A 16,899-nucleotide genomic window follows, 5' to 3' on the forward strand; every position below is an offset into this window, starting at 1 on the left:
CATCTCACCTGTTGACCGAGTAGCAATCGACCTGCGGTTCGCTCGGCAGAACGCCCGAAACGCCGATCACAAAGCCGGGCGCTTCGAGAAGCGAGGCCCAGTGCTCGCTTTTCTGGTCGAGTTCAAGACAGAGCCGGTCGCCATCATAGGGAATTTCACGTGGTTGCGAATGCAGGGGCTTCAGCGGGATGCCCGGCAGCCGAGACTTCCACAGCCCCTCGAATTCGCTGGCCGAGCCGACGGTCGCCTGGTTGACGAATATCTTGCGCAGCGCATCCTCCGACAGCTCGGATCCGATCCGCACCACGATCCGGCTCGCCACCAGAAGCTTGGGGTTGTCGATGCGGATTTTCCAGACATTGGTGGCATGGCGCATGACCGGCAGGGCGCGCGACTTGGGCTCGATGTAGCGCAGGCTGAGGATGAGCGAGCGCAGCGCGTCGGCCAGGGCCGAATAGGCAGGTCCCGGCGCCATGTGGTCGTAAACAGGCAATTCGCCCAGGCGCCGCGCGCTCGAGCCATAGGTCGCCATCGAACCGGCGAGACCGGCAAGTTCCATGTAGACCTCGGACGGATGGTAGACGTCCTGCGCCAGCATATGCGCCAGTCGCGGCCGCGCGGCGTTGACCAGATTGAGGATCAAGAGGTCCTCGACGCTGCGCCCGGGGCCGCCCAGCACCATCTTGCCATGCGCCTCGGCGATCTGATCGAGGCCGGTAACCACCTCCTGAAGCAGCCGGCTGTACCAGGAGGCCGCGCCGATGACCAAGGTCGGCGGCAGGAACGTGTCATCCAGCGCCACTCCGCCGTCGGCGCGAACGCCCTTGATCTCGGCGACGGGCAGCGCCGTGTAGCCGCCAACCGTTTTGCCCGGCGCCAGCAGCACGGCTTGCGGCCGCGCGATCTCGATTTCCTCGGGATCGGAGCCGCCATGCACGGCGTCGCGCACCGCGACGATCCGCCCGCGATAGCGAGCGCCGGATGGCTCGGCGTGCGCTGGGTCGAAGCCGACGCCTTCGGGCGGCTCGAGCGGCAGGGCGATCAGCACCGGTCCCTCGCCCATGTCGGGTGTGATCGCCAGCGGCCGCGGCGCGTCCATCGTGTCGGGGATCGCGAACGGCGTTCCGTCGGGAAAGATGCCGCGCGCCGTCAGCACGGAGATCTGGCCGGCGTCGAGCAAGGCCGGGTCGAGCGTCAGCGTTCGAAAGCCGAACGTATGCAGCTGCCCGGCCTGCAACGCGCCGCGCACCGTCGCTTCGAAAAAGCGATCCTGTTGCTGGAAATGCTGGGTCCGCAGGAACAGGCCCTCGGACCACAGCACCCTGTTTGCGTCACTCATGCCGCCACTCTTTGCATCGTATCCCTGCCTTTGGCCGCGCTAGGCGGAAATGCCGCCACTGCCCAGCGTCACATTGACGGTGAATTTCGATCCCGCCGAAACCGATTTGGTCGTGCGCCAGTTGCGTCCGCCGGGTTCGCGGATCAGCGCAACGAAGCCAAGCGCCGTCGCGTCCGGTTCAACCGTGATCGTCTTCGACGCGCTCTTGCCAGGCCCGACGGCGATCTGGTCGGAACCGATGAGATCGCCGGCAAGTGCCGAGCCGGCGTCGCCTTGCAGGGCGAAGTAGTCGGCCGAATTGAACTTGCCGGTGCTGCGCAGCCGCATGACCAGCACCGTCACCGGCCTGTCGCCGCCGCCCGGTCCGGGGTTCATGCCGGCCCCGCCGGTCACGTTGACCGTGATCACCGACGGTTTCGGCGGCCCGCTCTGGCAGGCTGTCAGCAATCCGGTTGCCCCCAGGGCGACGATGAACTCGCGTCTGTCGATCATGTCTCACTCCTCCTCATATGCATCACGAAAATCAGTGCCGATTTCGCCCAGGAAGCGCGTCTCCGCGCTCTGGGCGATTTCGCGGTGGCGTTTTTGATAGAGTTCCCACAGCTTGGCGCCGCGCCCGCCGGTCAGCAGCGTGCCGATCGCCGAGCTCGATTTCAGCTCCTCTTCGATCGCCGCCGGGTCAAAGCGGTCGATCATCCGTCGCAGCGCCCCCTGCACACCGCGCCAGGCGCGAACATGATGCTGCGCGAGATCGCGCACGGCGTCCGCGATCGCCGCTTCGGCGCCGAGAAATCCGGGGCTGCGATCCGCCAGGATGGTCACCAGGGCGTCGTCGACCGAGGGCAGGAATTTGAGCGGATTGACTTCGGAAGCACCGACCACGGTTTGCGCGACGCGGGCGTTTCCCTTCTCTTCGGCGCGCTTGCGCAGAAGCTGCATCAGGCCTTCCATCATCATGCGATATTCGCGGCCGAACTTCTCCATCTCGGCCACCGCATCGCGGCCGGGAAAGTCGGCTTCGTCGATGCCCATGCCGCGCAGGAATGCCGCGCGCAGTGCCGCATCGGACTGCCCAACGGGCGGTTGCGCCACACCGGGTCTGGCAGCGGCGCGTTGCGGTGGCAAGGGAGACGGCTCGACCTTGCGGCCAGGCAAATCCCAGGGCGCGGGAGAGGGCGCTCCGGCGGCGATTTCGCTCGCCCCGGCCGAGTCGGTGCCATTGATGGGGGCGGTAATCCCGGCAGGGCCGAAGCCAAAGCCGTCATCGAATGCCGGCCGGTTGTCGGGGGCAGCTTTGGCCACCTCCTTCAGCGCTGGAGTGGCGGAATCGAGGCCGAAGGGATCGTCGAATAGCGGCCTGCCACGCCCGCCATCGGCGAAGCCTGCATCGGCGGCCGGCGTCGCCACCGGGTCGAGGCTGAAGGGATCGTCAAAAGCCGGCGAACTGCGTTCGTCCGAACGCGCGCGTTCGAACGCGCCGGGGGCTGGCTGCTCGAACGGGTTGGGCAGGTCGGCGGGGCGCGGTCGCCCGGGTTCCTGCTCGGTGGTGGCCGAAAAGAAATCGTCGCGGCCGATGCTGACCGATACCCGCGAGGCCGGTGGCTGCATGTCCGTCGTCGATGGCCTGGAAGCCACCGGTTGGACCGCTGCTGCTTGCAGATCGACCCACACGACATAGTCGCCCAGTCTCAGCCGCATGCCGTTCTGCAAGCGCGCCGAATTTCCTGGCCCCAGCGGGCTGTCGGAATCGTTTATGAACAGCCCACTGCTCGAAGTGTCGGTGACGAAATAGCCACCCTGCTTGGCCGTGATCTTGCAGTGGGCGCGGGAAACGAACATGTCGGGATCGTTGATCTGCCAGTCCGCGTCGGAGCTGCGGCCGATCACCAACTCGCCTTCGTCCAGCCGAGCCTCTCGCGTCACTTGCGCGCGCGGTCCTTGCTCGAGCGTCAGTAGCAAGCTCATGCCGCCACTCCCGCCGTTTCCGGCCGCCACCCGACTATGGTGCGCAGCCGCATATCGTCAGCATCTCCCCTTTCAGCGGGGCGCGCAAGCCAGGCAGTCCTGGCGAGCTGTACCGTGCCGATCCTGGCCGGCGGCACGGCCTCGCCGGCGAGCACGATCCTGAGGTCGACGTCGAGCGTTTCGCCGACCAGATCGCGCACCGCCTGCTTCAGCAGTTTCAGGCGCTCACCACCCGGCAGGAAGGCCTTGTAGTCCTTGTATCCAAGCGGGCCGATACGAAGTTCGATGCGGCTTTGCCGGCTGAAGCTGCGCGGGCCGATCGTCGCGCTGCGGCCAAGCGAGGCGTAGGCGCCGGCGAGACGGGTCTGCAGCGCCGCGGGTATGGTCATCCATGCTGCGACGAATTCCTTGAGCACGACCTTCACCTTGAAGGCCTCGGCCAGGAACAGGGTCAGCCGTTCGGGGCCGTCGACCTGGGCAGCCAGCGACGCGGCCTGGCGAAGCTTGACCGCATCAAGCTCGGCATCCTGGGTGCCGGGAAGTCCGATGCCGGCCATGGACTGCAGCATGGAGCGGACACGGCCGCCAACGGCGCGTTCGACTTGGACCGCCGGATGGGCATCCGCCCAGGCGCGGTAGAACAGGGCGATCATCCGGTGTTGCAGGATGTTGACGAAGTCGACGAATGTCGTGTCGCTCGTCTGCAACGCGTCGGCGCCGCCATACCAGCGCTGCGACAGGCGATCGAGCACCCAGCGCGTCAGATGCAGCGGCATCGGGCCTTCGGGGCCGAGCAGGCCAAGGTTTGCAACCGTGACCCGGGCCGGCGCCTTGTCCGTCGGTTCAAGGAATTCGACCACGTCCTGGACCGAGAAGGCGAGGCGCACATGCTGGCCGAGCCGTGCCGGCTCGCGGTCCGGCCGGCCGGAATGGCCGAACAGGCCGCCCCGTCGTTCGAGCCGTCGCAGCAGTTCGAAAAAGTCGAACGCTGCGGACAGCGCTTCGGCTTGTTGTGGATCGGGCAGCGCTAGATCAGGTAGCGATTGCCGGGCGTCATCGGCCATGGCACATCCTCCTGTCTCTGGAGCAACCGCGTGCGGGTCCGCACGAACCCGTTTATTCCGGCATGCCGGGCAAACAGCCGCGCCAGCAAGGCGGAAAGCAGCAACGTGCTTTGCCCGGCCAGCACCGACTGGTCGACATGCAGCGTCACTTCGGTGCCGCGTCCGAAGCACATCGGTCCCTCGATCGCCAGCCTTTCGACCACCGCGCGTGAGTCGATGCGCACGATCGAGCGCACATTGCGGGTGAGGCCGGGATCGCCGCGATCGGCATAGAGATCGAGGAGCGCATGCAGGGGATCGACGCCGCGACCCTCCTTGGCGAGGCTGAGGAAGTTGAGCGCCAGCTGCGACACCAGCCGCCAGGCCAGATCGTCGGCGCGCGATTCGCCCTCGGCGCTCGCCGGCAGCGCTGCCGGTATGGCGGGCTGCGGCGGACGCAAAGCGCCGAGCAGCCTGATCGACTCCACTGGATCGCCGGCCTCCAGCGTCAAGGTCGGCGTGTCGTCGAGGATCGGCAGGTCGCGATTGGTGCACAGTGCCACGATGTCGACGCGTTTGAGCGGCCGGCTTGCCGTACTTCCGACCGGACGTGACACGGCAAGGAAAACATCGTCGCCGGTGTATGAGGTGCGGGTCACGCCCTGGCGCCGTTCATCCTCGGTTGCGCGGCGCGGACGCCGTTCCGTCGAATACACCCAGCCGCTGCCGCGGTTTTGCCCAAGGCTGAAGAGTTCCGGTATCTCGGCGTCGGGACCCTCGGTGTCGGCGTCCTCGACCCGGATGACCCGATAGATTTCGAAGTCCCGCGCCCGCGTGCGGTCGGCATGCAGCACCTGCCGCGTCTTGCGCGCATCAAGCTCGATGACATTGCACTCGCGCTCGAACAGATTGATGATCGGCGTCGCGAAAAGTTCGAAATCCTGAGGCGTCAGGTCGGAAAGTTCCGGCACCGCGCGCCGGAACACAAAGACGATTTCGAGGCCGGCCTGGCATTTGCGCACGACGGGCTGCAGCCCGGAAACGCGCGCATAGTGGAAGCGCTCGGGCATCATGAAATATTCGCGCAACAGCCGGTAGCCTTCGAATGTCGGGCGTGTGCGCGGCATCATCGCCTCGGCATCGCTGATGCCGACCATTTCTGGCGCCGGCAAAGGCGACAATGGATTGGACTTGCCTTCCGCCCGTGCGCCAAGCGCCGAGCAGGCACCGAAAATCGCGTCGAACAAAAGCGGCGCTTTGGTGCGATTGGCGAAATACAAATCGAGCCGGTCGAGCGCCAGTTCGTCGAGCTTGCCTTTTCCGGTCCGGGCCAGCGTGATGCGCAGCGCCGCTTCGCCGCCCTGCTTTCCGATCGCGCCTATTCCGGCGGCGGCGAGCGCGCTGCGATCCTGGAAATAGCTCACCGAGGTGACCGCTATCGGCCACAGTGTCACCTCCTGCGCGGTGGTGAATGTACAGCGTGTCGACAGGCCGGCTTGCAGGCTCGAAACCAGCCGCGTGTCCCGATTGACGACATGGCCGGCAAGCATCGTCTGCACCTGCTGGCCGGGCTTCAGCACCGCCATCGCGGTCGCCGGCGCCGGCGTGACCAGGTCGGGATAAAGCACATCGAGAATGCTGCGAGAAAACCTCGAGCGCTCGGCATCGACCTTCAGCCGCGTGCGCGCGGCAAGGAAGGCGACGCCGTCAAGCAGCCGCTCGACATAGGGATCCGGACACGGCACCGTATCGAGCGACAGATTGCGCGCCACTGCCGGATGCATGTCGGCGAACTCTGCCGCAAGCCCGCGAATGTGGGTCAGTTCTTCCTCGTAATATTCTACGAAGACCCGATCCATCTCAGGCTTCCCTGAACTCGGTTCGCGCCATGCCGTTGTCGAGATTGATCATGGTACGCAGGCGCATGCGTTCCGGTGTCGGCGTCATGATCAGCACGGCGTCGATCTCGATCTTGAGGCCCAATTTGTCGCCAAGGTTCACCGTGACCTTGGTCTCGCTCTCCTTGAGACGCGGCTCGAACGTGGCAAGCACGGCACGGATCTCGCGCGCCAGCGTGTCGCGATCGAAGTCGCGCGACGAACGGCCCGAGAAGGACGGCACGCCGTAATTGATCACGCTGCGCCGTACCTCCGGAAAATCGGCGAGCGATGGCGGGTTGTCCCCGATCTGCTCGCTTTCAAGGTCGGAAAACAGCGGCATGGCTTCGAAGCGCTCGGTGTTGAACAGCGCCTCGATATCGCGCCGCACCGCTTCGCGAAGCACGCTGGCCGAAACCACGATGCCGCGGCTTTCGAGCTCGCCGCGATGCCGGTTCTGAAACACCAGCCGATGCACCCGTCGCTTCTGATCGGGGCTCAGCGCGGCGTCGGCGTCGATCAGCCGCGAACCGTTCGCCAAAAGCTCTTCCAGACGCTCCTCGCCAATTTCCTCCTGCAGGGCCCGCTTGAGCCCGTCTATCTCCGAACTCAGGCCGGGCAGGTCGTTGACGAGGCGATCCCAAAGGGAAGGCTGGACCGCCTCGCTCTTGGCCCGTGAACTGCCGCCGGCCTGGGGTCTTTCCGTGCCGGGACGGTTTGACCGCGTCTCACTTGCCGACATAGACATCCATTTCGGCTTCGTCATTGTCGTCATAGACGAACTTGATCTTCTTGTAGGCGAAGGAGACCTCCTCCTGGATCAGGTCGGCTTCATCATCGGCCTGCGACATGTCGTATTCCATGATCGAAGCATCAGTCAGGGTAACAACCAGATAGTCCTTGCTCTCGCCGTCGATGGTCCGTCGGGCGGAGAACTTGACCTCATCCAGCGCCTTGTTTTCGAACAGGGCCTTCGCGAGATAGGGCGAAGATTTGTCATAGTGCTTGGTGAATTTGATCATGCCCATCGACACGCGGCCGCGGCGCGAGAGCGAATTCGGATCATAGGGAGCCACCATCTTGTAGTCGACGCCATGGATCTCGATCTCGTCGTCGTGGCCGTCTCGGGTGCTGGGCCCTTTGATGTCCGGAACTTTCAAAAAACCATCGATCTTCATTGTAGGCATTTTCTTTCTCCACCGCTTTCAAAACGAAAAAGTGTTGGTTGCTGCAATCAAGTCTTCACAGACGGCAGTTCCGACACCAGCCGGAGGGACGCGTTAATGCCTTCCAGCTGGTAGTGCGGGCGCAGATAGAAGCGGGCGTTGTAGTAGCCCGGCCGGCCCTCCACGCTGTCGACCTGCACCTCGGCGGCGGCAAGCGGACGCTTGGCGCGCGCCTTGTCGTCGGCGAAGGCCGGGTTGGCCAGCACGTACCGGTTGATCCATTCGGTCAACCAGATCTGCATATCGGAGCGTTCCTTGAACGAGCCGATCTTGTCGCGCGCAATGGCCTTGAGGTAGTGCGCGAAACGGGAAACCGGGAACAGATACGGCAGGTTGGCGGAGAGCCGTTCGTTGGACTGGGCGTCGGGATCGACCAGGCGACCGGCGCGGGTCTCGTCGTCCTGCAGCGAGTGGGCGCCGATGAAGGCGGCCAGATCGGTGTTCTTGCGGTGCAGGATCGGCATCAGGCCAAGCTTGGCCAGTTCTGCCTCGCGCCGGTCATCGATGGCGACCTCCGTCGGGCATTTCATCGCGATCGAGCCGTCGTCCGTCGGGAAAGCGTGCACCGGCAGGTTGAGCACGGTGCCGCCGTTCTCGACGCCTCGGATCTGCGTGCCCCAGCCGAACAGCTTGTGGCTGCGGTTGATGTTGACGCCCATCGGGAAGGCGGCGTTCATCCAGACATATTTGTTGTGGTCGCCCTGCACCTCCTCCTCGAAGGAGAAGCCCTTCACCGGAACGGTCTCGGACCCATAGGGCAGCCGTGCCAGAACGCGCGGCATGGTCAAGCCGATATAGCGGGCGTCCTCGCTCTCGCGCAGCGACTGCCACGAGGCGTAGGCCGGATTGTTCACGATCATCTGCAGGTCCTGCGGGTTCGGCAGTTCCTGCCAACTGTCCATGCGGAACAGCCGCGGCGAAGCGGCGGCGATGAACGGCGTGTGCGCCGAGGCGCAGACGCCGGAGATGTTGCGCAGCAGGCCGACGTCGCGCGGATGGTTCGAAAATTCGTACGCGCCCACGATACAGCCGATCGGCTCGCCGCCGAGCATCGAATACTCGTCCGTGTAGACTTTCTTGAAGATCGGGCTCTGGTCCCACATCTGGCCTTCATAGTCTTCAAGCGTGTCGGCCAGTTGTTCCTTGGAGATGTTCATCACCCGGATCTTGAGGTGCTTCGCATCCGTCTCGGTGTTGTTGATGAGATACCAAAGGCCGCGCCATGTGCCTTCCATCTCCCGCACTTCGGGGGCGTGCAGGATCTCGTTGACCTGCGTCGTCAGCATCTTGTCGATGCCGGCTATCAGCGACTTGATCGACTTGATCGAGTTGGACGAAATGGTCGTCGTCTCGGAGCGCGACTGCGCCGCCAGTGCAAGATTGCGCACCAATTGCTGCAGCTTCTCGCTGTCGTCCTTCTTGACCTTGAAGTCCTTCTCCAGCAGTTGGCTGAATTCTCCCAGGTCGACGGCCTCGGCCTCGGCGACGGCTGCTGCGGTCTTTTGCTGTTCGGCCATGATCTATTCCTCGCCCTTGTCGTCGTCGGACATCGCCTGGCTGGCGATCTGTGCCAGCAGCGGCTGGTTGTTCAGCAACTGGGCGATGCGCTTTTCGGCATCGACGCGGCCGTCCATGAAGCCGAGCAGTTCCTCGAGCTGGCGCCGCATCTTGAGGATCTCGGCCAGTTGCGGAACCTGTTCGGCGATCTTGTCGGGGGCGAAATCGCCCATCTTGGTGAAGGTCAGGTCGAGCGCCAGCTCCTCGTCACGCTCCTGGCCCTCGGCCTGCGGCAGCGTGTTCTTCACCCGCGCCTTGACCCTGGGCCCGAGCGCCTCCATGAACTTGGGGAAGCGGTTGGCGTCCGTCTCGACGAAGGAGCGGTCCAGAAGCGTCTTCGACGCTTCCCTGGTTTGCGATGCGCCCGACAGGTCGGCCATCACGCCCATGACGAACGGCAGTTCGATCGTCGTCGGACTGCCGTAGGTTTCCACATCGTAGGCGATCTGCACGCGCGGGGCGCGATTTCGCTCGATGACCTTTGCTTTGCTTTCGGCTGGCATGTGTTGCTACCTTTCATCCTTCTGGGCGGTCTTCTTGGCGTCGGGAACGCCGGCCAGCAGCCGGAATTCCTTCAGCCCCGACGGGGCGAGATCTTCCATCAGTTCAACGAAATCCATGTGCACCATCCGGCGCACCCGGCGGGCGAGATGCGGGATCGGGCTCGACGGCTCGGTGCGGTCGTAGAAGGCCACGACAAGGTCGAGGCACTTCACCACGTCATCGCGTGAGGAAATCCTGTCGGGGAGCCCCGCACTCGGTTCCGCGTAGCTTGCCATTGTCTCGGCTCCATGACCGTTTCGGACCGGCGGTCCCGGATCCGCCGGGGCGGGCGCTGGACTGGCTGCGCCATTCGTTACTGTCTCCGCTGCCGAATACCGTTCGAGGGTCGTCAGCAAACGCTGCAGAAGCCGCTTTAATTCCGGAACGGTGCTACCGCTGCCATCCACGCGACCATTAAGCGCTGTGTCGACCGCATCGAGCGCCGCGATCGCGGCCTGGCCGTCGGCAATCAGCGACGTCATTTCGGCGTTGGCCTGATCCGCCTGCGCCGCGCAACCGCTGCGCACCCGGTTCAACAGCTGCCCGTGAGCGGCGACCAGCGCTGCCTTTTCGGCATTGTTCAATCCCGACGCCGCTTCCTGCAGCATGACGCGGTCGTCGAGCGCGCCTTGTTCCAGGTCGCGTCCAGTGATCGGTCCGATGGTGCGCGGCGAAAAGAATGTCATTTGCCGCAGGTCTGCCAGCAACCCCTGGCTGTTCTGCAGATCGAGCAGCGCGTTGATGCGGCGCAAGGCTGCATCGCGTGGCGTAGCGCTGGGCCGCAGCGCCGGGTGCATGGTTTCCCAATGCGCGTCGAAGGTCTTCGCAATAAGGGTCAGGCCCTGGACAAGTCCGGCGAGCCCTTGCTCATTGGCCAGTGCACGGGTGACGATGACAAGCAGGCGCAGGTCGCGGCCATGCGAACGCAACTCCTCCGCCTTGCCAAGCACAGCCTGCCAGTCGACAGGAACCGTCGATTGCGCGGCGGGCTTGTTGCGGCCGTCATGGACGACCTTGATCTGCGGCTCGGTCAGGCGCTCCAGCTCATGAAAGGCCGGATCGTTGCGCAAGTCCGCCCCTGACGGGTTTTCACCGTCGAGCGGATTAAGCCAGAGTGCGAGATCAATCACACTTTACCCCCAGCGACCGGCCCTGAAACCGTATGTGACCCAACGTTATCACACCGTTGCACTTTACCACAATTCAGCGACTGCCCAAAACATTAACGGAAGCTGACGCGACCGTATCTTGAGTGCCAAAACCCGTGGCCTGATTGCCGAACCCTGTATGTGAAATGCCTCGCATAGAGGCGAGCAATTCCGTGGTTGTTTGCAGTCAGGGGTGCGGGACTTTCCACAAACGGAAGAAACCGGCTGAATCACGCGCTTTGTCAAGTGACCGCTTATGTGGCAGGTTATCGGCAGGCAGATTGCAGGAGCACGTTCGATGGAACAGCGCCGGTCATCGCAGAGCTTCAAGCGCAAGGAACTGGTCGGCAAGCTCAATCCCGTCTGTGTGCGCGCCTTCAAGGCCGCGGCGGATGCCGCCAAATTGCGCGGCAATCCTTACGTCGAACTCGTCCACTTCATCGAACAGCTGGTGCTCTCGGATCGCTCGGATGTGCAGATGATGCTCGCCGATGCCGGAATGGATGCCAGCCGGCTCACCGCCGACATGACCCGCGCCGTCGACAAGCTGCCCTACGGTGCCACCTCGATCGAGGAATTCTCCGACCATATCTTCCATGCCATCCAGGAAGCCTGGAACCTGGCGACGCTGGAATTTGGCGTCGAGGAAGTCCGCAGCGCCCACATTCTGCTTGCCTGCCTGAAGACGCCGGTTCTGGAAGGCCTGGTGTCGAAGATCAGCGGCGAGTTCGACAAGATCGATGCCGATGCTGTCATCGCGCGGTTCGCGGAGGTGGTGGAAGGCTCGCTGGAAGGGGGCGCCTCTACCAGTGCGGTTCCCGCCGCTGAAGCGCCGCGGCGTGCTCCTGGCGGGGATTCGGCATTGGCGAAATATGCCACCGACCTGACCCAGCGCGCCCGCGACGGCAAGATCGATCCGGTCGTCGGCCGCGATCCGGAGATACGGCAGATCATCGATATCCTGATGCGGCGTCGGCAGAACAACCCGATCCTGACCGGCGAGGCCGGCGTGGGCAAGACCGCGGTGGTCGAGGGCTTTGCCTTGCGCATCGCCCAGGGCGATGTGCCGCCGACGCTGCAAGGCATCAGCGTGCGCATGCTCGATGTCGGCCTGATGCAGGCGGGCGCCAGCGTCAAGGGCGAGTTCGAAAAGCGGCTGAAGGCGGTCATCGATGAGGTTCAATCCTCCGAAACGCCGGTCATCCTGTTCATCGACGAAGCCCACACCTTGATTGGTGCTGGGGGCGCTGCCGGAACCGGCGATGCGGCCAATCTTCTGAAACCGGCACTGGCGCGCGGCGAACTGCGCACCATCGCGGCAACGACCTGGGCTGAATACAAGCAGTATATCGAGAAGGATCCGGCTCTCACCCGCCGTTTCCAGGTGGTCAAGATCGACGAGCCGTCGGAAGCGGTGGCCGTTCTCATGCTGCGCGGCGTCGCCGGCGTGCTGGAGCAGCACCACAAGGTGCAGATACTGGATGAGGCGATCGAAGCGGCGGTCGGCCTGTCGCATCGCTACATCCCGGCACGGCAATTGCCGGACAAGGCGGTGAGCCTTCTCGACACCGCTTGCGCCCGGGTCGCGATATCGCAGCATGCCACGCCGGCCGAGGTCGAGGATATCCTGCGCCGCCGCCAAGCGCTGGAAGTCGAACAGGGCATCATCGGCCGGGAGGCGGCGATCGGCATCGAGGTGACCGATCGGCAGACACGGGTCGAGACCGGGCTTGCTGAAACCGAGCTCACGCTGGCCGCCGCGCAGGAGCGCTGGGACCGGGAAAAGGCGCTGGTCGCCGAAATCCTCGAATTGCGCGCCAGGCTGCGCGGCGAGGGCGTGCCGCTCGATGCCGTGGCGACACCGGAGGCCGATGCCGAAACGGCAGCGGCGGACGAAGAAAAAACCAAGGTGCCCAAGACAGAGCCGCCCAAGGCTGAAACGGCCAAGACCAAGGCGGCCAAAGCCAAGGCCGACGCGGAGGCGCCGGCGGCCGCTGAACCTCCTCCAGCCGATCCGGCGGCCGATCTCGCGCGGCTGCGCGAACTCATGGCCGAGCTTGCCACGGCGCAAGGCGAAACGCCGCTGATCCTGCCCTCCGTCGACCGCAACGCAGTCGCGGCCGTGGTCCAGGACTGGACCGGCATCCCGACCGGACGGATGCTGTCCAGCCAGACCGAAAAGGCGCTCAAGCTCGCCGCCACCCTGTCCGAACGCGTCGTCGGTCAGGATCACGCCATGGAGATGATCGCCAAGCGCGTGCAGACCAGCCGCGCCGGGCTCGGCGCGCCGGAAAAACCGGTCGGCGTGTTCCTGCTCTGCGGCCCGTCCGGCGTAGGCAAGACCGAGACCGCACTGGCACTGGCCGAAACGCTCTATGGCGGTGAGCAGAACCTGATCTCGATCAACATGTCCGAATTCCAGGAAGCCCATACCGTCTCGACCCTGAAGGGTGCGCCGCCCGGCTATGTCGGCTACGGCAAGGGCGGCATCCTTACCGAAGCGGTGCGCCGCAAACCCTATTCCGTGATCCTGCTCGACGAGGTCGAGAAGGCACACCCGGACGTGCACGAGATCTTCTTCCAGGTCTTCGACAAGGGGATGATGGACGACAGCGAGGGCAGGCGGATCGACTTCAAGAACACGCTGATCCTGCTGACGTCGAATGTCGGCTCCGAAGTGATCATGGACCGGACCAAGAACGGGACCGTGCGCGCCGAGCTCGACGACCTCGACACGGCGCTGCGCGGTCCGCTGCTGAAAGTCTTTCCTGCGGCCTTCCTCGGCCGCGTGGTGACCATTCCCTACTACCCGCTTTCGGATTCGATGATCGAGGCCATTACCCGTCACCAGTTCGCCAAGATCGCGCGGCGCCTGCGCGCCAGCCACGACGCCGAACTGGTCATCGGCGACGGTGTCATGGACCTGGTCAAGGCGCGCTGCACCGAGATCGAGTCTGGCGGCCGCATGATCGACGCCATCCTGACCAACACGCTGCTGCCGGAACTGAGCCGCGGCGTGCTGAACCGCTCGCTCGACGGCGAAAAGATGACAAAAGTGACCGTCAGTGCTTCCGCCGACGGCTTTGCCTATTCGTTTGAGTAGCTTGCGTTCATCGCGCCGCTAGTACAGCGGCGTGGCCATGTGCCGGGGCATCGGCCATTGCGTCGTGATCCCCGGCTGCACCGGCCGCTCGAGATAGGTCGACAGCACGACATAGCTTCGCGTAGAGGTGACGCCGGGCGTTTCGTAGAGGCGCTGCAGCAGGCCTTCGAGCGCCCTTGTGTCCTCGGTGCGGACCTTGATCAGCATGCATGTATCGCCGGCCACCGAATGGATCTCTTCGACCTCCGGGTGCTCGGAAATCGCCATCAGTTCCGGGGTCTTGCCCCAGCCGCTGGTGTCGACGTGCACGAAGGCAAGCAGCGGCTTCTTCACCGCCTTGGGATCGATGATGGCGGCGGTGTTGCGGATGGCGCCGCTGCGCCGAAGCCGCTTGACCCGTTCATGGGCCGCCGGCGGCGAAAGGCCGACACGATCGCCGAGTTCGGCATAGCTGATGGTGGCGTCGTCGACCAGGACGCCTAATATTTTTCGGTCGATTGCGTCGAGATCCCGGGCGGCAGGCCTGTTCTGCGGAATGCCATCTGTTTCTTCATCCATATCGAAATTCCCTATTGTCGCGGAATTCAGTTCGGTCACTATGCTCCGATGACGAACGCGCATCAAGCCGCAACGACATCCCAGCCGATCCCGGCGCTGGCCTATCTGCTGACCGGCTGCATCGCCGTCATAGGCTCCAACTCACTGGTTCTGGGTCCGATTGCCCCGGCGGTGGCGGCATCCTTCGGCACCAGCGTGCCGGCGGTGATGGCCGCGTCGGCCGCCTTCGGTCTCGGCACCTCGGCAAGCGCCCTGTTCCTCGCCCGCTACATCGACGGCGTCGGCGCCCGCCGCATGCTGCAGGGCGCGCTGCTGTTGCTGGCGGTTGCACTTCTCGCCAGCGCGCTGGCGCCGACGGTATTCGCGCTGGTCGCGGCACAGGCGGTCGCCGGCCTTGCCGCCGGCGTCGCCATGCCGGCCATTTATGCCAGTGCGGCAGCGATCGCGCCGCCCGGCCGCGAAAGCGGCACGATCGGCGTCGTGCTGACCGGCTGGACGGTCTCCATGGTGGCCGGCGTGTCACTGTCGGCCGTGCTCGCCGACCTCGTGCACTGGCGCGCCGTCTTCGCGGCGGTAGCACTTCTTGCGGTTCTTGCCTTGGCCGGCCTCACCATGACCTCACTAAGCGACGTCAGGAAAAGCGGGCCGGCGCCGACGCCGCTGGCTGCATTGCGCATTCCCGGCATCGTGCCGCTTCTGATCGCCTGCGGCGCCTTCATGACCGCCTTCTACGGGGTCTATGGCTATCTCGGCGATCACCTTCACAGCGGCCTGGGGCAGCCGGTCAGCGCCAATGGCTGGGCAGCACTTGCCTATGGCGCCGGCTTCGGCACGGCAGCACTTCTTGACGGCACAATCGATCGCCTGGGCGCACGACGCGTCATGCCATTCGCCTACCTGCTCGTCGCCATCGTCTATGTCGGGCTTGCTGCGGCGAGCGGCAGCTTCGGCCTGATGCTGGCGATGGTGGCCATCTGGGGCCTCGCCAATCACTTCGGACTGAACGTGCTGGTGATGCGTCTCACCGCGCTCGATCCTTCGCGGCGCGGCACCATCATGGGGTTGAACAGCGCGGTAACCTACTTCGCGGTCTTTGTCGGCACCACCAGCTTTGGACCGCTCTATGCCGGGTTTGGATATGCCACGTGTGCGATGGTCGCGGCGCTGCTTATGCTGGTCGCTGCTGCTGCGGCGGTATGGCCTGCCGCTGCTCGCCGGCATGAGGGCCACGAATCGATCGAGCAGCAGGGCTAGGCTGCCGCGTCCAGCCGGTCGCGCAGCATGCTCCACGGCAGCAGCATGTTCGGCGCATGCCGCATCAGGCCATGCAACGGGATCGGCGACGGCGGCGCAAAAGGCAGCGGCAGGTCGCGCGCATCGGTTCCACGCGCCCAGTCGGCCAGCACCTTTCCCATCGCCGTGGTCATGGCGATGCCGCGCCCGTTGCAGGCAAAGCCGGCGATCAGGCCCGGCCCGAGATCGACAAGGCGGGGCAGGAAATCAGGCTCGACGGCGGCCATCCCCGACCAACTGTATTCAAGCGGCGGCAGGTCGGGAAGCTCGAGATGCTTCGCCAGCCGCCGCCAGATTTTCTGCGGCACCCGCGCATCGGCACCGGGTCCAAAAATATGCATGCCGCCGCTGATCAGCCGGTTTTCACTGTCGAAGCGGAAGGTGAACAGATTGCGCCTGGTGTCGCCGACGCCTTGCCCGCCCGGCAGCAGGCGGCTGCGTATCTCGCGCGGCAGCGGCGCCGTGGCGACCTGGAAAACCCTGAGGGGAAAGTAGGTTCGCTGCAGCGTCGGACTGAGCGCCCCGCCATACGCATTGGTGGCGATCAGCACCCTTCCGGCACGCACTGACCCGGCCGCCGTCTTGACAGTCCAGCCGTCCGCCATCCGATCGATGGATGTAACGCGCGTGTGCTCGAAGATGCGTGCGCCGGCCTTTTCCGCCGCATCGGCCAGCCCACGCGCATAGTCGACCGGATTGAGCACGCCGCCCGAACGGTCCATCCAGCCGCCGACATAGCCGCGAGCCCCGGTCAGGTCCTCGGTCGCCTGCCTGTCCAGCGTGACGACAGGCCTGCCGCGCCCTGTCCACTGGCTGGCACGCGATTTGACCTTTTCGAAAGCGGCCAGCGAATGTGCCGGCTGGATCCATCCGCTCTGCATGGCGTCGCAGTCGATACAGTGCCGCCGGATCAGGCGGAAAACCAGGTCGGCGCTGCCGGCGGCGAAATCGATCAGCCTTTTGCCGCGCTCTGGCCCGAGGTGAGCAAGGATGTCGACCGGGTCCATCTTGGCGAAGTTCGGCACGACGAAGCCGGCATTCCTGCCGGTCGCGCCCCAGGCGATGATTTCGGCTTCGAGAACGGCAACGGAGAGGCCTTTCCCGGCGGCGTGCAGCGCGGTGGAAAGACCGGTAAAGCCGCCGCCGACGATCGCCAGATCGACATCGAGTGCGCCATTGAGGGCCGGCCGCTCACGGCAATTGCGGCCGATGGCGTGCCACAGCGAAAGGCCACGCGAGCCGGTCAT

14 protein-coding genes are annotated in these 16,899 nt (G+C 64.8%); 2 read left to right on the top strand and 12 right to left on the bottom strand.

Annotation, left to right across the window (positions count from 1 at the left end; genetic code table 11):
- Positions 1–4: 4 nt before the first annotated feature.
- The 10 genes from tssK to tssA are packed head-to-tail and all read right to left on the bottom strand — an operon-like array spanning position 5 to position 10,680.
- Positions 5–1,339, bottom strand: coding sequence for a type VI secretion system baseplate subunit TssK (gene tssK, locus AC1D0N_RS09735; RefSeq protein ID WP_477243245.1), 1,335 nt, complete (start codon positions 1,337–1,339; stop codon positions 5–7).
- A 39-nt stretch (positions 1,340–1,378) separates the two neighbouring features.
- Positions 1,379–1,831 (bottom strand): type VI secretion system lipoprotein TssJ, encoded by a 453-nt coding sequence (gene tssJ, locus AC1D0N_RS09740; RefSeq protein ID WP_477243246.1) that lies wholly within the window; start codon positions 1,829–1,831, stop codon positions 1,379–1,381.
- Between the two features lie 3 nt (positions 1,832–1,834).
- Positions 1,835–3,304, bottom strand: a complete 1,470-nt coding sequence (gene tagH, locus AC1D0N_RS09745) for a type VI secretion system-associated FHA domain protein TagH (protein WP_477243247.1) — start codon at positions 3,302–3,304, stop codon at positions 1,835–1,837.
- Positions 3,301–4,368: a type VI secretion system baseplate subunit TssG gene (tssG, locus tag AC1D0N_RS09750; RefSeq protein ID WP_477243248.1), complete on the bottom strand. Its 1,068-nt coding sequence runs from the start codon at positions 4,366–4,368 to the stop codon at positions 3,301–3,303. The genes tagH and tssG overlap by 4 nt, the downstream gene beginning before the upstream one ends.
- Positions 4,332–6,206 (bottom strand): type VI secretion system baseplate subunit TssF, encoded by a 1,875-nt coding sequence (gene tssF / locus AC1D0N_RS09755; protein WP_477243249.1) that lies wholly within the window; start codon positions 6,204–6,206, stop codon positions 4,332–4,334. Before tssF ends, tssG begins: the two co-directional genes overlap by 37 nt.
- Position 6,207: 1 nt before the next feature.
- Positions 6,208–6,966, bottom strand: coding sequence for a type VI secretion system baseplate subunit TssE (tssE, locus tag AC1D0N_RS09760; RefSeq protein WP_477243250.1), 759 nt, complete (start codon positions 6,964–6,966; stop codon positions 6,208–6,210).
- Positions 6,953–7,402, bottom strand: a complete 450-nt coding sequence (locus AC1D0N_RS09765) for an Hcp family type VI secretion system effector (protein WP_192256823.1) — start codon at positions 7,400–7,402, stop codon at positions 6,953–6,955. The genes tssE and AC1D0N_RS09765 overlap by 14 nt, the downstream gene beginning before the upstream one ends.
- A gap of 56 nt (positions 7,403–7,458) precedes the next feature.
- Entirely contained in the window at positions 7,459–8,967 is a 1,509-nt protein-coding gene (gene tssC / locus AC1D0N_RS09770; RefSeq protein ID WP_477243251.1) for a type VI secretion system contractile sheath large subunit, read from the bottom strand.
- A gap of 3 nt (positions 8,968–8,970) precedes the next feature.
- Positions 8,971–9,510 (bottom strand): type VI secretion system contractile sheath small subunit, encoded by a 540-nt coding sequence (gene tssB / locus AC1D0N_RS09775; protein ID WP_477243252.1) that lies wholly within the window; start codon positions 9,508–9,510, stop codon positions 8,971–8,973.
- A 6-nt stretch (positions 9,511–9,516) separates the two neighbouring features.
- A complete protein-coding gene (gene tssA / locus AC1D0N_RS09780) occupies positions 9,517–10,680 on the bottom strand; it encodes a type VI secretion system protein TssA (protein ID WP_477243253.1) in 1,164 nt (387 codons plus the stop codon).
- Positions 10,681–10,996: 316 nt separating this feature from the next.
- Here tssA and tssH point away from each other — a divergent pair, with 316 nt between their 5' ends.
- Positions 10,997–13,801, top strand: coding sequence for a type VI secretion system ATPase TssH (gene tssH / locus AC1D0N_RS09785; protein WP_477243254.1), 2,805 nt, complete (start codon positions 10,997–10,999; stop codon positions 13,799–13,801).
- Positions 13,802–13,819: 18 nt separating this feature from the next.
- On the opposite strand, the gene AC1D0N_RS09790 is transcribed toward tssH, so the two are convergent.
- Positions 13,820–14,359, bottom strand: coding sequence for an Lrp/AsnC family transcriptional regulator (locus tag AC1D0N_RS09790; protein ID WP_477243255.1), 540 nt, complete (start codon positions 14,357–14,359; stop codon positions 13,820–13,822).
- 48 nt (positions 14,360–14,407) lie between these two features.
- Here AC1D0N_RS09790 and AC1D0N_RS09795 point away from each other — a divergent pair, with 48 nt between their 5' ends.
- Complete coding sequence (locus AC1D0N_RS09795) at positions 14,408–15,613, top strand: MFS transporter (RefSeq protein ID WP_477243256.1); 1,206 nt, start codon at positions 14,408–14,410, stop codon at positions 15,611–15,613.
- On the opposite strand, the gene AC1D0N_RS09800 is transcribed toward AC1D0N_RS09795, so the two are convergent.
- Entirely contained in the window at positions 15,610–16,899 is a 1,290-nt protein-coding gene (locus AC1D0N_RS09800; protein ID WP_477244001.1) for an NAD(P)/FAD-dependent oxidoreductase, read from the bottom strand. The two genes, AC1D0N_RS09795 and AC1D0N_RS09800, sit on opposite strands and share 4 nt — an antisense overlap.

It is taken from the genome of Mesorhizobium sp. P2_E10 (genome assembly GCF_056404235.1).